Annotated in this window: 18 protein-coding genes; 6 read left to right on the top strand and 12 right to left on the bottom strand. The window is 40.2% G+C overall.

What is annotated here, in order from left to right:
- Positions 1-120: 120 nt before the first annotated feature.
- The 6 genes from PO771_RS17605 to PO771_RS17630 all read right to left on the bottom strand — a co-directional run bounded on the left by PO771_RS17605 (position 121) and on the right by PO771_RS17630 (position 4,956).
- On the bottom strand, positions 121-1,548 hold the full coding sequence (locus PO771_RS17605; protein WP_272560937.1) for a HAMP domain-containing histidine kinase: 1,428 nt from the start codon (positions 1,546-1,548) through the stop codon (positions 121-123).
- Positions 1,548-2,219, bottom strand: a complete 672-nt coding sequence (locus PO771_RS17610; protein ID WP_272560938.1) for a response regulator transcription factor — start codon at positions 2,217-2,219, stop codon at positions 1,548-1,550. Before PO771_RS17610 ends, PO771_RS17605 begins: the two co-directional genes overlap by 1 nt.
- 278 nt (positions 2,220-2,497) lie before the next feature.
- Positions 2,498-3,202, bottom strand: a complete 705-nt coding sequence (locus PO771_RS17615; RefSeq protein WP_272560939.1) for a PepSY domain-containing protein — start codon at positions 3,200-3,202, stop codon at positions 2,498-2,500.
- A 474-nt stretch (positions 3,203-3,676) separates the two neighbouring features.
- Positions 3,677-4,093 carry a VOC family protein gene (locus PO771_RS17620; protein WP_272560941.1) on the bottom strand — a complete coding sequence of 139 codons (417 nt, stop codon included), beginning with the start codon at positions 4,091-4,093 and terminating at the stop codon, positions 3,677-3,679.
- Positions 4,094-4,239: 146 nt separating this feature from the next.
- The gene (locus PO771_RS17625; RefSeq protein WP_272560942.1) at positions 4,240-4,599 is read right to left on the bottom strand and encodes a SpoIIAA family protein; all 360 of its coding nucleotides are present in this window, start codon (positions 4,597-4,599) and stop codon (positions 4,240-4,242) included.
- Between the two features lie 171 nt (positions 4,600-4,770).
- Positions 4,771-4,956, bottom strand: a complete 186-nt coding sequence (locus PO771_RS17630) for a transcription initiation factor IIE subunit beta family protein (protein WP_272560943.1) — start codon at positions 4,954-4,956, stop codon at positions 4,771-4,773.
- A 151-nt stretch (positions 4,957-5,107) separates the two neighbouring features.
- Between PO771_RS17630 and PO771_RS17635 the strand changes: the two genes are divergently transcribed.
- Positions 5,108-5,290: a DUF8096 family protein gene (locus PO771_RS17635; protein WP_272560944.1), complete on the top strand. Its 183-nt coding sequence runs from the start codon at positions 5,108-5,110 to the stop codon at positions 5,288-5,290.
- A gap of 83 nt (positions 5,291-5,373) precedes the next feature.
- Here the strand turns inward: PO771_RS17635 and PO771_RS17640 are convergent, their stop codons facing one another.
- Positions 5,374-5,505 (bottom strand): hypothetical protein, encoded by a 132-nt coding sequence (locus tag PO771_RS17640; RefSeq protein WP_272560945.1) that lies wholly within the window; start codon positions 5,503-5,505, stop codon positions 5,374-5,376.
- A 958-nt stretch (positions 5,506-6,463) separates the two neighbouring features.
- Between PO771_RS17640 and PO771_RS17645 the strand changes: the two genes are divergently transcribed.
- From PO771_RS17645 to PO771_RS17660, 5 genes are all read left to right on the top strand, one after another.
- Positions 6,464-6,652 carry a CDGSH iron-sulfur domain-containing protein gene (locus PO771_RS17645; protein WP_272560946.1) on the top strand — a complete coding sequence of 63 codons (189 nt, stop codon included), beginning with the start codon at positions 6,464-6,466 and terminating at the stop codon, positions 6,650-6,652.
- Positions 6,653-7,309: 657 nt separating this feature from the next.
- Complete coding sequence (locus PO771_RS17650; RefSeq protein WP_272560947.1) at positions 7,310-8,383, top strand: DUF4236 domain-containing protein; 1,074 nt, start codon at positions 7,310-7,312, stop codon at positions 8,381-8,383.
- A 200-nt stretch (positions 8,384-8,583) separates the two neighbouring features.
- The gene (locus PO771_RS19500; RefSeq protein WP_422665019.1) at positions 8,584-8,763 is read left to right on the top strand and encodes an SEL1-like repeat protein; all 180 of its coding nucleotides are present in this window, start codon (positions 8,584-8,586) and stop codon (positions 8,761-8,763) included.
- Positions 8,714-8,899, top strand: a complete 186-nt coding sequence (locus PO771_RS17655) for an SEL1-like repeat protein (RefSeq protein ID WP_336297960.1) — start codon at positions 8,714-8,716, stop codon at positions 8,897-8,899. Before PO771_RS19500 ends, PO771_RS17655 begins: the two co-directional genes overlap by 50 nt.
- A gap of 929 nt (positions 8,900-9,828) precedes the next feature.
- Positions 9,829-10,980, top strand: coding sequence for a hypothetical protein (locus PO771_RS17660; protein ID WP_272560949.1), 1,152 nt, complete (start codon positions 9,829-9,831; stop codon positions 10,978-10,980).
- A gap of 574 nt (positions 10,981-11,554) precedes the next feature.
- On the opposite strand, the gene PO771_RS17665 is transcribed toward PO771_RS17660, so the two are convergent.
- The 5 genes from PO771_RS17665 to PO771_RS17685 all read right to left on the bottom strand — a co-directional run bounded on the left by PO771_RS17665 (position 11,555) and on the right by PO771_RS17685 (position 15,851).
- On the bottom strand, positions 11,555-11,977 hold the full coding sequence (locus tag PO771_RS17665; RefSeq protein WP_272560950.1) for a Fur family transcriptional regulator: 423 nt from the start codon (positions 11,975-11,977) through the stop codon (positions 11,555-11,557).
- A gap of 19 nt (positions 11,978-11,996) precedes the next feature.
- Complete coding sequence (locus tag PO771_RS17670) at positions 11,997-12,830, bottom strand: metal ABC transporter permease (protein ID WP_272560951.1); 834 nt, start codon at positions 12,828-12,830, stop codon at positions 11,997-11,999.
- Positions 12,831-12,845: 15 nt separating this feature from the next.
- Entirely contained in the window at positions 12,846-13,613 is a 768-nt protein-coding gene (locus PO771_RS17675; RefSeq protein WP_272560952.1) for a metal ABC transporter ATP-binding protein, read from the bottom strand.
- Entirely contained in the window at positions 13,610-14,596 is a 987-nt protein-coding gene (locus PO771_RS17680) for a metal ABC transporter substrate-binding protein (protein ID WP_272560953.1), read from the bottom strand. The genes PO771_RS17675 and PO771_RS17680 overlap by 4 nt, the downstream gene beginning before the upstream one ends.
- 223 nt (positions 14,597-14,819) lie before the next feature.
- The gene (locus tag PO771_RS17685; protein WP_272560954.1) at positions 14,820-15,851 is read right to left on the bottom strand and encodes a cytochrome d ubiquinol oxidase subunit II; all 1,032 of its coding nucleotides are present in this window, start codon (positions 15,849-15,851) and stop codon (positions 14,820-14,822) included.
- Positions 15,852-15,856 lie beyond the last annotated feature (5 nt).

Here is a 15,856-nt window from a genome sequence, read left to right on the forward strand (position 1 = left end):
AATTTGAACTGTGAAAGTAATTAAACATAAACAACTCAAATTTTTTCTCCTACGTTGAAAAAGTTGTCATTTTTAAAGGGTGTGCCCAGGCACACCCTTTTTTTGTTATTGACTTTAGCATTAATTATCATAATGATCCAATCCCGTATACTCCGGAGACCTACAGGGAAATTGTAACATAACAGACGTACCCTCATTTATTTCGCTTGCGACTAAAATGGCCGCATTGTATTTCTTTATTAATCGCTGAGCTATAGATAATCCCAATCCATATCCCCCTTCTTTTCTCGTCCTCGCTTTATTGACGCGGTAAAAGCGATTCATAACAAATGGTAGTTCTTCTTTTGGTATCCCTATTCCTTTGTCCAGTATCTCAATTAAAAATTGATTTCCCGTTGCTTTTACCGAGCATTTTATCCATTTATTTTCCTTCGAGTATTTCACAGCATTGTCCAATAAAACGGTTAAAATTTGCTCTAGATGTTTCGTTTGTATCTGAATCAAATACTCTTTGTTCTCAGTAACTTCAACAACAAATTCAAATTCACTATGAACAATCCTGAAATTCTTGATCAAGTTTTCGATAATAGGAATAGGATTAATCCATTCCGTTTGATCATTATGCTCCTCCAATTCTGCCTTAGACAACTCTAAAAGTTCTGAAACGAGATGACTTAGTTTATCTAACTCCTTAAGGGAAGCATTCAGTGATTTATTTAATACCTGTGGTTCATATTTTCCCCATCTGTTTATTAACTGTAGATGGCCTTGAATAATTGAAATTGGCGTACGTAACTCATGGGATGCATCTTCCACGAATTGCTTTTGCTGCAAAAATGATTCTTCAAGTTGATCCATGATTTCATTAAACATTCTGCCAATTCCAGAAATCTCATCCTTTTGTCCATATAGGGCAACTCTTTCATGCAACCCATGTTTCTTAACTTTCTTCATGGCATCCAAAATATTTTTGACAGGCTTTAATAGCTGCTTAGAAACAATCATCCCCCCCATCCAACTTAATATGATGGAGATAATTCCTGCAATAATCATGACATTAAAAACTTGCTGAAATAATCCTTTAAAGAACTCTATATCCCTGATAACCTCTATTGTTCCTACGGCATTGTCTATCTTTATAGGACTACGTATAATCTGAAAATGCCTTTCATTCAATTGAAAATTATATAGCTCGGTATCCTTTACTTTTTTAGGTTTTATTTGATCTACTGATATATTCGATACCTGTAATAATACATGTCCATTTCCATCTATAATACGTATTGCTTGAAATGGCCTGTTATTGCTTTCTAGTGTTTTCTTGCTTTCGTATACCATCTGTTTTGTTAATCCAGATGAATTTGATTTTTGGAATAAATACGTTTTTACTTGGTTCATTTCTCGTATTGTTGTTCTTGTATCTTGAGCAAGCGTCCAGTTACTAATCACAACATACTGTAGTAAGTTATAGCTTAAAAATAAAGCCACCAAAAGCATAGAGGACCATATCGTTAACTTATACTTAATAGGGAGATTTAAATTTTTCATTAACGCATCACATATCCCATTCCTCTAATCGTTTGGATATACGCCTCACCATTTGATGAATCAAGCTTGTTCCGTAAGTGTCCAACATACACATCTACTATATTTGTTTCCACCGTTGTATCATAGCCCCATACTTTCTCTAACAGCACTTCCCTCGTTAAAACCCGATTTATATTTTGAATAAATGTGATAAGTAAATCGTATTCCTTTTTTGTTAACTCTATTTCCTCATCTCCACGTTTCACTATCCTGCCTAAAATGTCTACTTGTAAATCTTTAAATGTAAGATGTGATTGAAATTGTTTCTCTTTGTCTAGTCGTCTAAAAATAACGCGCATTCTAGCAAGTAATTCTTCAATGGCAAAGGGTTTCAGAATATAATCATCTGCACCATTATCCAGACCCGAAACTCGATCCAAAACACTATCCCTTGCTGTTACCATAATAATGGGAGTTTCCTTGACCGCTCGTATTCTTCTACATACTTCAATACCATTTAGATCAGGTAACATGATGTCTAATAAAATAAGGTCCCAATCCGAATCCAAAGCTAGCTTCAACCCTTCCCTACCACCATTTGAAACCGTAACTGAAAATCCCTCATATTCCAGCTCTAATAAAATAAACTGAGCTAATTCTTCTTCATCTTCTATTATTAGAATCTCCCTCATATCACTTACTCCTCGTAATCATACTGCTATATAATCAATACCTAAAAAATCCACTTGTTTAGTAAGTATATTCCATTCATTCTCATGGATATGAATACTCTTATGATGCCCAGTTTTTCAAGCAACCATCCTCACACTAAGGGTTGAACAGAAATTTTCAAGAGTCCGGTTATTAATTTTTTATACGATATAAAACTCCCTTCCGAATATTGTAAAGGGAGTTTTATATCTTACTGTATTGGTTGTAGTAAATACTTTTTACACGTCACGATTTTATATTATTTGCAAAAACCGCCTGTTCTTGCATCGACTTTGAAATCATGTCCTTTTCCATGCTTATCAAGGACATGAATAGCATACAAATCAAGTCCGTTTTCATGTCGTAATTCAGCTTTTTGTACCGTTCCCTCACACTGCTTCAATACGATATCACTAACTTCTCGCTCTGTTAGGAATTTTACTTGCTGTTTTACGGCTACTTCCTCTAGCTTTCCATCTCTCTCATGAACTTTGAATTCATGTCCTTTTCCATACTTATCAAGGATGTGAACGACATATACACCAAGTCCGTTATCGTAGTTTACGGTTTGGATTTTTCCTTCGCAATGCTTCAATGCGATATTAGTAGCTTCTCGCTGCGTTAAGAATTTTACTTGTTGTTGTACGGCTACTTCCTCTAGCTTCCCATCTCTCGCATGAACTTTGAAATCATGTCCTTTTCCGTACTTATCAATGGTATGGACCGCATACACATCAAGTCCATTCTCATGTCGTAATTCAGCTTTCTGTACTGTTCCCTCACAATGCTTCAATGCAATATCACTAGCTTCTTTCTGTGTTAAGAATCCGCCTTGGTGTTGTACATGAGCTGCATATGCTTCATGTTCATGTGCACCTGGCATCGGTGCCGCATTTGCGATTCCTGCTAAACCTGTTCCTAAAATAGACAAAGCCAATGGTAGTGTTGCTAATTTTTTCATCATGTTTTGTGCCTCCTGATGCATTTGTTTATTAATGTCTTTCACAGTTCAAATACTACTAGACGCTTCTGAAATTCAATTAATGAAATACTAAACAAGTATTAAAAAATTAATTAAAAAATTTTTATACTACGGAAAAAGAGGGGCTAATCACCACCTTTTTACTGGTATCTTATAAAATCTTCCCCGGACTGACTTCTTCCTCGTTATCACAGACAGTCAGTTATCTATCTACCTCTCCTCTCAATTTGAGGGAATTCCCTCATACAATTCTTCGAACGGGTACAGTATAGTGAAGTAGAAGATGATTTAGTCATCCTCTCTGAGGTGATAGAACGTTTAACTTAGCCGACCTTTGTGTCGGCCCTTTTTGTTTCGTTCCCTCAATTATGCAATTTTTTATAATCCTGAAACAAAAAATCCCCACCGCCCGAAAGGGCAGTGGGGAATCGTATTTTTAGGAGTATGTGTACTTCCCTATTGTTTAGATTTTGTGTAATTGAGGTCCCATATTACTCCGAAATAATCCCTAACCTTAGCAAATTTTGCGCCCCAAAAAGTATCCTGTAACTCCATTAAAACAGAACCTTTTTGGCTTAAAGCATTGTACAATTTCTGAATTTCTTCTTCGCTTTCAAGTTCAAGAGCTAGTGAAATATTATTTCCCTTTTCAACCGACTGACCTAAAAATGTATCAGAAACCATTATAAATAAATCATCTTTTTTAAATTGAGCATGCATAATCTTGTTATCCATTTCTGGAGGAGTAGGAAAGTCTGCCTGTCCAAAAGTTTGGATCCCTAATACCTCTCCCTCAAAAACATCCTTATAATATTCTAATGCTTCTCTAGCATCACCATTAAACGTGAGATACGGGGTTGCTTGCTGTTTCATGTACATCACTCCTTTTGTTATGTATTTCTTTATTATATAGAATCACGATGTAAATTTCGAATTGGAACAAATCGGTTGATTTACTGGGACATATGCTCTTCTGGGCAAAATAAAAAGGAGCAGCTTTTCGCTGCTCCCTCACCTATTTATTCTTGTGTGATCCATTCCCACGCTTCATTCTGTTGTTCAAGATCGAAGTACTTCATATCAGCTTTAATAAAATAATCTTCTATTTTAATAATCGGCTTCATCCACTTCTGATCACTCACTACAGCAACTTTGTCGTAATACTTATAGAATTCCTTATTAAATTCTATATCTTCTAAAATGAAGTCCCAGGAAACTCCAGTGTATTCTCCGACCATCATCAGCACTCGAATCTTTCCATAACGATTAGCTGTTTCCCGGAAAGCTTGCTCAACACCATGGAAGTCCTTTTTCGTTATCTTTTCACTGACTTCAATCGCTACAACAGCATCACTACGACTCTCTATTACTCTGATCATGGAGACCACCTTCCCTTCTCTATTTTCTATTCGATATAGAGGTGGGTTGTCCTTGTATCCCGCAGCAAAATATATGACAAATATGTGGTCAAAGCAAGCCCAGTCAGCGTACCGTATCCACCTGCAACTACAACACAAGGTTATGCAAAAGAAAAAGCACCGCGATGGGTGCTAATGTTTTTGCCTAACTACATATTTTTCACTTTCGGTCCCAACCATCTCAATTTTGTAAGCTTTGAGCAATTCATCAACAGTAGGCATTATTTCTTTATCGCTCATTCCTGTTGCCTTTGCAATTTCTTCGCGACTTTTTGGAACTTCTTGTTCTTTTAGATACGTAATAACTTTTTCTTTCATGCTTATCCCTCCATTTTCCTTATTTATTATGTACAATGAAAAAATATACATGTATAAAACAAAAGACCATCTTTCTTAAAACGGAACCTACCTTCCTCACTATTTACCTAATATGATGTAGAAGTCACACCTAACATGGAGGCGATTTATATTGTCCGAAGCCAATAAAAAATACAACGGTTATGACACAACCATTGTTTATGACTACAAAGAGTACCCCGATACTGTCAGTGGGCGCTGTGATAATTGTGGTAACGCCCATTTCAAAAGCTCTGTTAAGGATACGATTTTCCTTAGAGAATGCAGAGAGTGCAGTATGAAGAAAAGTATTTGACCCTGCGAAAATGCAGGGCTTTTGTTTGCAAAAGAAAAAGACCTGCCTCATGAATCATAGAGGCAAGCCTTTCTGGTTGGAACTTACTTTGTAGCAGCAACTCTTAACTGCTCATTCTGTTTGAGCAATTGCGCGAACGTTTGAGAAGGGGTTGTTGTAATATTGAGAGGACCTTTCCCTTTTCCTCCCCAAAATCTAGGAAGCGACGGAATCATATCAAAACCTCCTTTCTGTATTACCCTTGATAAATATATTCTAACAGGATATGTAAGATGAAAATGTAATTCGAATTACAGAGCTGCATTTTTTATATGATCATTTACACTACACTAACTGTAAAGGAAGTAGTATACAATACATTAACTCCTTTGTTATATCGATTAAAGGACTGTAATTAACATAGACCACCCTTCCAGCACCTCCTGTGCATCTGTTCGACAAAAAGAACGATTCACCTGCAACTGTAACGCAACCGAATAATCACCCGGAATACCTATTCACTTCTTCTCATCCTCCCTTATCATTTTTTGAAACTCTTATCCATCTACAACGTATAGTAAAGCAAGTCGAATTTCTTACTCCCCCTAATGGAGCTAGCCAATGTGCCGGCTCCTTTTTTGAAACCTTTTTACATTTTTGCACGTATATAACAGTGACGTATCATTACTCCCTCTATTCCTTGATAAGGAAGGAATAGACACTCACTTTTGCCGACTATTGTCGGCTTTTTTATGTGTAAAATTGCTGTATTACGAAACTTATTTCACACCCTCATTTATATAAATATTGTAGTTTTATTGCTCAAGTATAGAGTTTGTCTCGTTCGTTTTTTTTCATATTGCATATGATAATAGCGAGAGTATGCTGATACAGGATGATAGAATGGTAGGTAAAATCACCCCGCAGTATATTCTCCTAACTCCTTGAGATGGCATGTTAACATGGGAAACCATTAGCATGCCATTTTTTATGTAACTATTAGCATGCTAAATAGTTACATAAAAAATGGAGTTGTATACTTTCATCCGACCTTTCGCAAAATCACCGCGTTGTGAGCCACCTGCCAACACACTTAGCACTGACAGGCAACCAACTCTCCTTAGCTGCTTTTCATTTCCGTGATGCATACTTTTCCTTACCTTTTGAAAAGTTAGGTATAGGGAGGTGAAAAATATGGATGAAATTAAGGTAATGGACAATGCTTATTTCTTAGTATCTGGCGAGTTTACTTTACTCGACGGCGAAGGAAACAAGATCGAAACCAAACAACCGGCTGCTTTATGCCGTTGCGGACTTTCAACGAATCAACCTTTCTGTAACGGAGATCATAAAGGCAAATTCGAAAGCGCTGTAAGAGCTTAATCTTTGTAACACCTCTTGATCTAAAGGGGTGTTTTTATTTTTTAGCCATCTACAAACTCGGCACCGGCAAGCATCTCCTTGATCTCTGCCATCGCCTGGTTGATCTTTTCGCGAAACACGGCTTTGATAAGGCCTGCTTTCATAAAGATTGCTCCTTCCTTGTAGGATTTTCCACTCACCTATCGAATTTTGGTTATAGGAGGAACGATTACTTTAGCGAGTGGCTTTTCTTCCAAGTTCAGATAGACAGGAGATGTAAATATGGATTTAGAATCTTTGTTTAGCAACCTACAAGTTGACCTCAATTGCCCTGGTTGCAATCATCAATTTCCAGTTGCCTTTTTGGCATTTTTCGGACCAAAAAACGTCGTGATTTGTCCGAACTGCAACTCCTCTATCGAGATTTAACTGCATGAAGAATCCAAGCAGGCAACAGAAGAAATAACTCCTACACTTAATGACTTGGAAGATACTTTTAAAAAGTTTGGGCGCTAGTTTTCAGCTGTAAGGAGTGAAAAAGAATCACATCGGCAAATTCATCTTCACTCCCTCCCTATTGCTGAGCGAATTCAATTACTAACCTTGTGTTTTGTGCACAAGTAGTCGAGGGAAAAACGTTAGAAGAGTTTTACGCTAAAGATGGAGGTATAGGACTAAATGGGGTTTAACTTTCGAAAAAGCATTAACCTTGGTGGCGGTATTCGATTAAGTGTTTCTAAGAGTGGTCTTGGAGTAAGTGCAGGAGTAAAAGGGCTGCGGGTAGGTGTAGGACCTGGGGGTGCGCGTGCTACTGCTTCAATTCCTGGCACCGGTCTATCCTATACTACCTCTCTTGGTCCTTCAAGGTCTGCTCGAAGAAGACAAACTGAACTACAGCAGCGGCAAGCTCAACGTATGGCTGAATTAGAGCTAGCTCAATATGAAGTAGATGTATACGAAAATCAAATAGAATTACTAAAGTCTATGCATAAAGAATGCTCACCATCAATTAGCTGGCAGCAGCTTAATCAGATGCCTCCACCTTTTTTGCATGGGAATCCCGGACCGAATGAACTGCATGCTCAGAATGAGCTTGATAATTATAAACCAGGATTTATTGATAAAATTTTTGGTCGAACAGACTCCAAACTTTCCGATTTAAAAAATGCGATAGAAGAAGCAAAACAACTTGATAATCAAAAATACGAAGAATGGGAGGCGTTAAAAAAACTCTCTCATTCAGTTATTCAACAGGATCTAGATTCCTATGTTCAAGTACTAAACGAATTCGCCCCTTTTGAAGAGCTCGATCATGTAGGAAGTAATTTTGAAGTTTCGCTTTTCCCGACAAAATCAGAAGTAACATTGTATGTTAACTCTGATGAGGTTATCCCAGCGGAAGTAAAGTCTTTGACGAAAACCGGGAAACTTTCTATTAAGAAAATGACTAAAACGCAATTTTATGACATCTATCAAGACTATGTATGCAGTTGTTTACTCCGTGTAGCGCGTGAAATGTTCGCTATCTTACCACTTGAAGAAGTGTATATCCATGCGGTTGGTGAATCTCTTGACAGTGCAACTGGTCATGAGAAGCAGGAGGTTATTTTATCAACTTGCATCACTAGAAGTATCTTAGAAAGTTTGAACCTTGACTCTATCGATTGCTCCGATGCCATGAGTAATTTTAAGCACAACATGAAATTTGCAAAAACTAAAGGATTCCAGCCAGTAGAAAAGTTTCTCTTTTAGGACTTTTTTAAAACAAATCAACAATTTACAAGCAAGATATTATTTTAACTATCTCAGAAAATTCTTTTTCGGGAAGTATAAGTCTTTCCTAACATATCGCAAATTACTGGATACCCTGAAAAGATAGTGGAAAAATATTTTCAGCTTGTGTATCAAAATGATTAACTGCTCTACTCGCCTTATATGCTAGGTAGGTAATTATTTTTGAGCTTTATTCGGAAGCAGCCAAAGAAGAAAGCTCTTATGCTCAATTTATGGTCGGCTATTCATATCTCAAAGGAACAGGCGTTGAAAAAGATTACGAAAAAGGAATTCAGCTATGTCTAAAAGCTGCAGAACAAGGGGACCCAAGGACAGCTTCTTATGGGCTCCTTATATGAAAAAGAAACCGATGTTAAACAAGACTATCAAAAGGCTTTAGGCTGGTATAATAAAGCTGCTAAGAGTGACGATCATTCTGGAAAAGAAGCAAAAGACCACCGTGATGCATTGTTAAAGAAAATGAAAAAAGTATAGTCATTCCATCAAAATTCTTTGCCCCTTCAGGGCTCTTCTTTTTCACCATAAATCAGAACGTATATTCTGTTATACACAAGTTTATCCACACTATTCACATAAAGAAGGCGATGAACAATGCGAAAAATTCGCTTTAGCACACTAAAGCTGGTCAAAACAAAAACCCCTTATATATCAAGGGGTTTCGCACACGGCTCTCCTCACAATCCGAGCAGTAGCCATAAATCTCAAATTTAAAAAACGGGTATTTCGTGGACTTATCATAAATTATTGATGTGCGATGAATCCTTAATTTATAAGGATTTTGGTGAAATGCTCATTACATCAGTTAACACCTCTGACATATGTGCGTGGTCATTTTTGTGGTCAATGTGGTCAAATATTTGATCAGTGGTTAAAGGAAGCATGTTCATCATCGAAAACTCTTTCTCTCCTCTAACCTACCTTTATCTTATGCCCAGGTAAGAAAAAAACATACGATATAGTGCAGAAAAGAATGTATAAATGCAAGTAAGCACAAAAAACTTAAATTTCCATAAAACACTCTGATGAAAACGCATGTTTTTTAGAGAATACCTAGTTTTTATATTAGCATGAAACTTGCTTTTTATAATTAACATACTAAAAGGTGCCTTCAATATTTGCTACCTCTTAAAGTGGGAGCAAGATTCCTTCCTTATCTCACTCCTTATTTGTATTTGACTTGTGACAATACCAGTAGTCAAGTGAAAGCATAAAAACAACTATATAATAGAATATTCGATATGGATTTCCATTTTTCAGCATTTGTTATATACTTACAATTATGCACTTTGATTTTTTCGTTTAAATTGATTTTAAAACAAAGCTACAGAATCACATACCAGAAAGAAAGAGGACGAGGCTGTTTAATATTTGTTTCTAGTTTGTTTAATTAGGGGGGGCATTTAATGAAAAGAATAAAATCAATCTATTCGTTTTTTCTTTCTGTTACGGTCTTATTTTCAATGTTTACATGGTTTTCATCTGGTAATATAGTGTACGCAAAACCATCTTGGGTGCCTGTTGGAACCGCAGGTTTCTCTGCTAGTCCTTTCCGCGAACCCTCTTTTGCTATCGATAATGGTACACCTTATGTTGCTTTTCAAGATTGGGAAAATGATCATAAAGCGACTGTCATGAAGTTTAATGCTACAAGTTCAAGCTGGGAACTAGTTGGAACCGCAGGCTTCTCACCTGGTCCTGCTTACAATCTCTCTCTTGTTATCAATAACGGTACACCTTATATCGCTTTTCAAGACAAGAGTAACAATAAAGTAACTACTATGAAGTTTAACGGCACAAGTTCAAGCTGGGAACTGGTCGGAACCCTTGGGGAATCTCCCCACCCTGCTGATGAGTTTTCTCTTGCTGTCGATAAGGGTATACCTTATATCGCTCTTCAGGAGTGGGAAAACAATCGTAAACTGACTGTCATGAAGTTCAATAGCATAAGTTCAAGCTGGGAACCGATCGGAACCACAAGTTTATCTGCCTATACCGCCGTCGACCCATCACTTGTTATCGATAAAGGTACACCTTACTTAGCTTTTTCAGATTGGAACAACAATTATAAAGCGACCGTACTAAAATATAACGGTACAAGCTCAAGCTGGAAGCCTGTCGGAACTGCAGGTTTCTCTACCGGTCCTGCTTACGTCTCCTTTGTTATCGATAATGGTACGCCTTATATCGCTTTTGCAGACGACAAGAATGCCAAAGTAATTATCATGAAGTTCAACAGCACAAGCTCAAGTTGGAAGCCCATTAAAACTACAGGTTTGTCCTCCTATACAGTTACAAATCTCTGCCTTGCTGTTGATAAGGGTACGCCGTATGTCGCCTTTCAGGATCTAGGGAAAAATAATAAAGCGACCGTCTTAAAATTCAACAACACAAACTCAAGTTGGAATCTTGTTGGAATCAGAGCCTTCTCATCCGGCCCTGCTTATAGTATTTCCTTTGCCATCGATAAGGGTACGCCATATGTCGCTTTTACAGACGATGGGAACAATGGTAGAGCAACTGTCATGAAATTTCCTACTCCTACAGCAGGCAAATGATATTTATACCATGAAGCAGGCGACGACTAGGGTGAATTGGTAGCTGTAAAATAAGAATACAACTAACTTTTAAAGAGGAGTTAACTCAAAAAGTTATGAGTTAGCTCCTTTTTGTTATTCTTTCGTTTGGCTGCTTAAGCATTTGGTGACTGATAACGCTACACCAGCGCTACGATTTTTAACTTTTATACGTTCACCTTCTTCATCCCTGCTGCTTCTCGGACCGTATCAGCCAGACGACCAACCCCTTCCAGCTTTCATTTCCAGATATTCTCCTACCTTCTGTGCCATTTAGAATAATATATGTAAAACGAGATCGGCATTTTTTGTTCGGTGAAGAAATAAAAAAGCAGCCCTGCGCTCTCAATTCAACAGAGAACACAGGGCTGCTTTTTTCATGCGTTTCTATGATGCGGTCGGCGAGACTCGAACTCGCACGATCATGGATCACTACCCCCTCAAGATAGCGTCAGTGCAAAAAAGTCGCTTTAGTCTACTAAAGGTGGTCAAACGGGAATTTTCAGCAGCTTGTGGTCAAAGACAAAAACAAAAACCCCTTATATATCAAGGGGTTTCACACACGGCTCTCCTCACAATCCGAGCAGTAGCCATAAATCTCAAATTTATGATCCGTAATCCGAAACCCGTCCGGCTCGCCAAACATTCCATCCAGCGGACATGATCGAATATGGCGCGTCTTTCCACACGACAGGCAAATCAGATGATGATGGTGCTCATCCATCGAGCAACGAAACCGGTATTTTCTCTCCCCACCCAGCTCCGTTACCTCGACAATGTTCAAATCTGCAAACAACGTAAGATTCCGATACACCGTATCAAAACTAAGTGCCGGATATTCCTTCTGCATACGCGACAACATCTCGCGTGCCGACATATACCGCTTCTCCTGCGCAAAAATACGTACCATCTCTTCCCGTTTGCCGGTATACTTATATCCCTTCTCTTTCAAAAGCTGTAATGCCTGCTCGACAGTCATTACTTCTCACCGCCTTTATCTAAGAGTTACGCACCCTTTTCCCCAATAGTACGATAACAAGCAAGAGCACAGCAACCAGTACAATCGTTCCGCCTGACGCCAGGTTAAATGTGTATGACAGCATTAAACCCGAGATCACCGATATTTCCCCAAACAAGATCGCATAGACAAACGTTTGACGGAAACTGTTCGCTAGCTGCAGCGCTGCTGCGACCGGCAGCGTAATCAGTGCGGACACGAGCAAAATCCCGACAACCTGCATCGAGATACTAATCACAATCGCCACAAGTATACTGAAAATCACATTAACTACGCCGCGAGGCACACCTGAGATACGCGCTGCTTCTTCATCAAACGACAAATACAACAGCTCTTTATAAAACAACCAGACCACCACGATCACAATTGCACTCGCGACCATAACGCGAATCACATCTTGTTGTGTCACCGCCAGCAGGCTTCCAAACAAATATCCGAACAAGTCGACATTAAATCCATTCGCTAAGCTAATAAGCACGACACCCAAGCCAATTCCGGTCGATAAAATGATCGGAATCGCCAGCTCCTGATAGAATCGATAGGCAGCACGCAGCTTATCAATCATAAATGCACCCGCAACAGAAAATGCCATCCCCATATAAATCGGGCTGACACTTTGAAAAAACGGGATGCTCTGTCCAAGTAAAAGACCCGCCGCCACGCCGGAGAGTGTAATATGCGAGAGCGCATCCGCAATCAGCGACAACCGCCGCACGACCAGAAATACACCAATTAATGGGGCAACCAACCCGATCATCAGCCCCGACAACAGTGCATTCTGCATAAACGTATAATGTAAGATTGCTTCTATCATGTTTCCTACTCTCCTCTAATGGTCGTGGTGATGGTCATGGTGCAGCACATGTACATCATGTCCATACGACCGGAGCAAAATTTCCGCACGGTTTTCTTCAAACTCTTTCGCTCCTCCATGGTAAAACAACTTATGATTCAAACAGGCAATCGAGTGCATTTTCGTACTAACAGCACCCAGGTCATGCGATACAAGGATCATGGAGATGCCTCGCTCACGATTGAGACGCTGCAGCAACTCATAAAACCTCTCTTCTGACTGCGCATCTACCCCAACTGTAGGCTCATCCAAAATAAGCACATCCGGTTCGCTTACAAGCGCACGGGCGATAAAAACACGCTGCTGTTGACCGCCGGATAAACGCCCGATATTACGGTCAGCAAACTCGCCCATCCCCACTGTTTCAATCGCCAGCTGTACCTTCTCCCGCTCAGCGCGTCCCGGACGACGGAACAGCCCCAGCTTGCCAGTTAGCCCCATCATGACCACTTCAAAGACAGTCGCCGGAAAGCCCGAGTTAAAGCTGTTCGCCTTTTGCGATACATAGCCAATGCGTGGCCACGCATCGAATTTCTGAAGCGGCTGACCGAACCAATGGATCGTGCCATTTGTCAGCGGAAGCACACCCAAAATTAATTTTAACAACGTGGACTTGCCAGACCCATTCGGTCCGACAAGCCCTAACATTTCACCGCGCCGAAGCCCGAAGGTAATATCTTCGAGTACCGGCCGCGCTTCATATTGATGAGAGATATGCTGCACATCAAGAATTAATTCACTCACTTTACTTCCAGCACCTTTTTCAAAGTTTGCAGATTGTCCCGCATAAGATCGCCATAGGTTTTCCCTGCGTCAAGCTGCTCTTTTGTTACATTCTCCAGCGTGTACAGTGTCACCGCTTCTGCACCAGATTCGCGCTGCACTGCTTGCGCTACTTTATTCTCTACAAGTCCTTCAAACGCAACATATTTAATATTATGCTGTTTTACCGTATCAATCAATTGTTTTAGCTGCTGCTGCGTTGGTTCTTGTGATGGAGAAAGTCCGGATACCGGAATTTGCTCCAGTCCATAGCGGTTTGCCAAATACGTGAACGCTTTGTGTGATACCACCAGTTCTTTCTTGCCCGCTTTTGCAACCAGATCTTTATACTGTTGGTCGATTGCATCGAGATCAGCCGCCAGCGCCTGATAGTTTTTCTCATAATCAGCTTTATGAACCGGATCAATCTCAATGAGTGCTTTTTCAATATTTTGCGCCTGCTGCTTAGCACGCATCGGGTCTAGCCATACATGCGGGTCATATTTGCCAAGTTCATGCCCATGCTCATCTTCCTTATGACCGTCTGTCGCTGCATGTCCTTCATGATCATCTGCAGTTGATGCAAGCAGCTGCACTCCCTGGCTCGCATCGAGCACTTTTGTCTTGGACTTGTCAAGATTCTGTCCGACTTTCTCAATCCATGCTTCATAGCCTGCACCGTTATAAACAAACAGCTTAGCCTCGTTCAGCTCACCCAAATCTTTAGGAGATGGTTCAAAATCATGCGGCTCTGCTCCTGGGGGCACAATACTTTTTACTTCTACATGATCTCCCCCGATTGTTTTGGCAAAACTGTACACCGGGAATAGACTTGTATATACAAGTATCTTACCTGATCCCCCCTGCGACTCTGCTCCATTCTTTTGACCGCAGCCAACTAGAAAAAACATCAGTACCAGCATAAAAGTAGTGGTTGCCCACAAAACTTTTCTATATCCTTTCATTTCCGACTCCTCCTTTTTTCAACTATATACAACAAAATAAGATACATTACGATTTATCCGTGAAAAGTATAACGGAATGAATCTGATTTGTAAACAAGCAAAAATGACTCCATCTTCAAGCATCATCGCTATTCTCTTTGTTTGTCCTCTATCTATACATAAGAAAAACAGGGCCGCTATAGAACCTCAAGCCCTGTTCATTCTGATTTATTTGCGCCTTACCTTATTGCTGGCGAAGATACTGTTTGTCTTTCATAAACATGCGCCAGAAGAAAATAAAACCCGGTGTCAAAATCGCAAACCCAACGATATAGGATGCAAACAGTGCCCGAAACGTACTCGGATGCGTAAAGCCTGACTCAATCGTCACATGCGGGTACACGATGTATGGCAAATGTGCTTTGCCGTACGCATAGCTGGCAAATAAATACTGTGCTACAATGAGCAGCACCGCCGCACGCGGCCAGCCTACCTGACCGACAGCATGACGCTTGGGCCACCAGAGTGCAGAATAGCCAAGCACAAATAAAACGATAGAGAGGCCGAGTCCCACCTGATGCTCCAGAAGACCTGCATACAACCAGTCCGCATCCCGGCGAATCGATAGCAGCACAAGCACGGAAGCTGCAAAAGCAAGCGGGCCGTTCAACACCGCATCCCGACGATAAATCCGGTATGCTTGCGGCTCATTGGACACGTGCGAATAATCCGCAAGCAAAAGCGAGGAGAGAAACAATGTACTCGTAACCGCAAACAGAATATAGGCCAATCCACTGAAACTAGTCAAAAGAGTACCGAGCAACAACTGCTCTCCCCCCGCTCCCAGCGAGATGAATCCCCCTTGCGTAATCGGAAGCACCAAAATTAGCAGAGCCGGAATACAAATCCCACTGATCCCGGATATAGTGGTCAACGTTTTTTCATAGTGACCCACACTGTGGGCAAAGACCAGAAATGCACTGCGAACAGCTAGAAACAACAAAATTAAGCTTCCCGGTATAAGCAGTACCGTACCGAGCGTAAATGTCGCTCCCGGAAAAAAGCTGACTAATCCAACCACGATCAGCACAACAAATACATTCGTCACTTCCCAGGACGGCGACAAATAGCGGTTGGCAATCTTCGTCGCACGTGTCTGTTCCTGATTACGATATACCATCGACCAAAACCCCGTACCAAAATCAATCGATGCCGCTACCGAGTAGACGAACACAAACAGCCACAATAGCGTAATTGCAATTAATTCATTCGTCATATACT

It is taken from the genome of Aneurinibacillus uraniidurans, from assembly GCF_028471905.1.
Lineage (GTDB): Bacteria > Bacillota > Bacilli > Aneurinibacillales > Aneurinibacillaceae > Aneurinibacillus > Aneurinibacillus uraniidurans.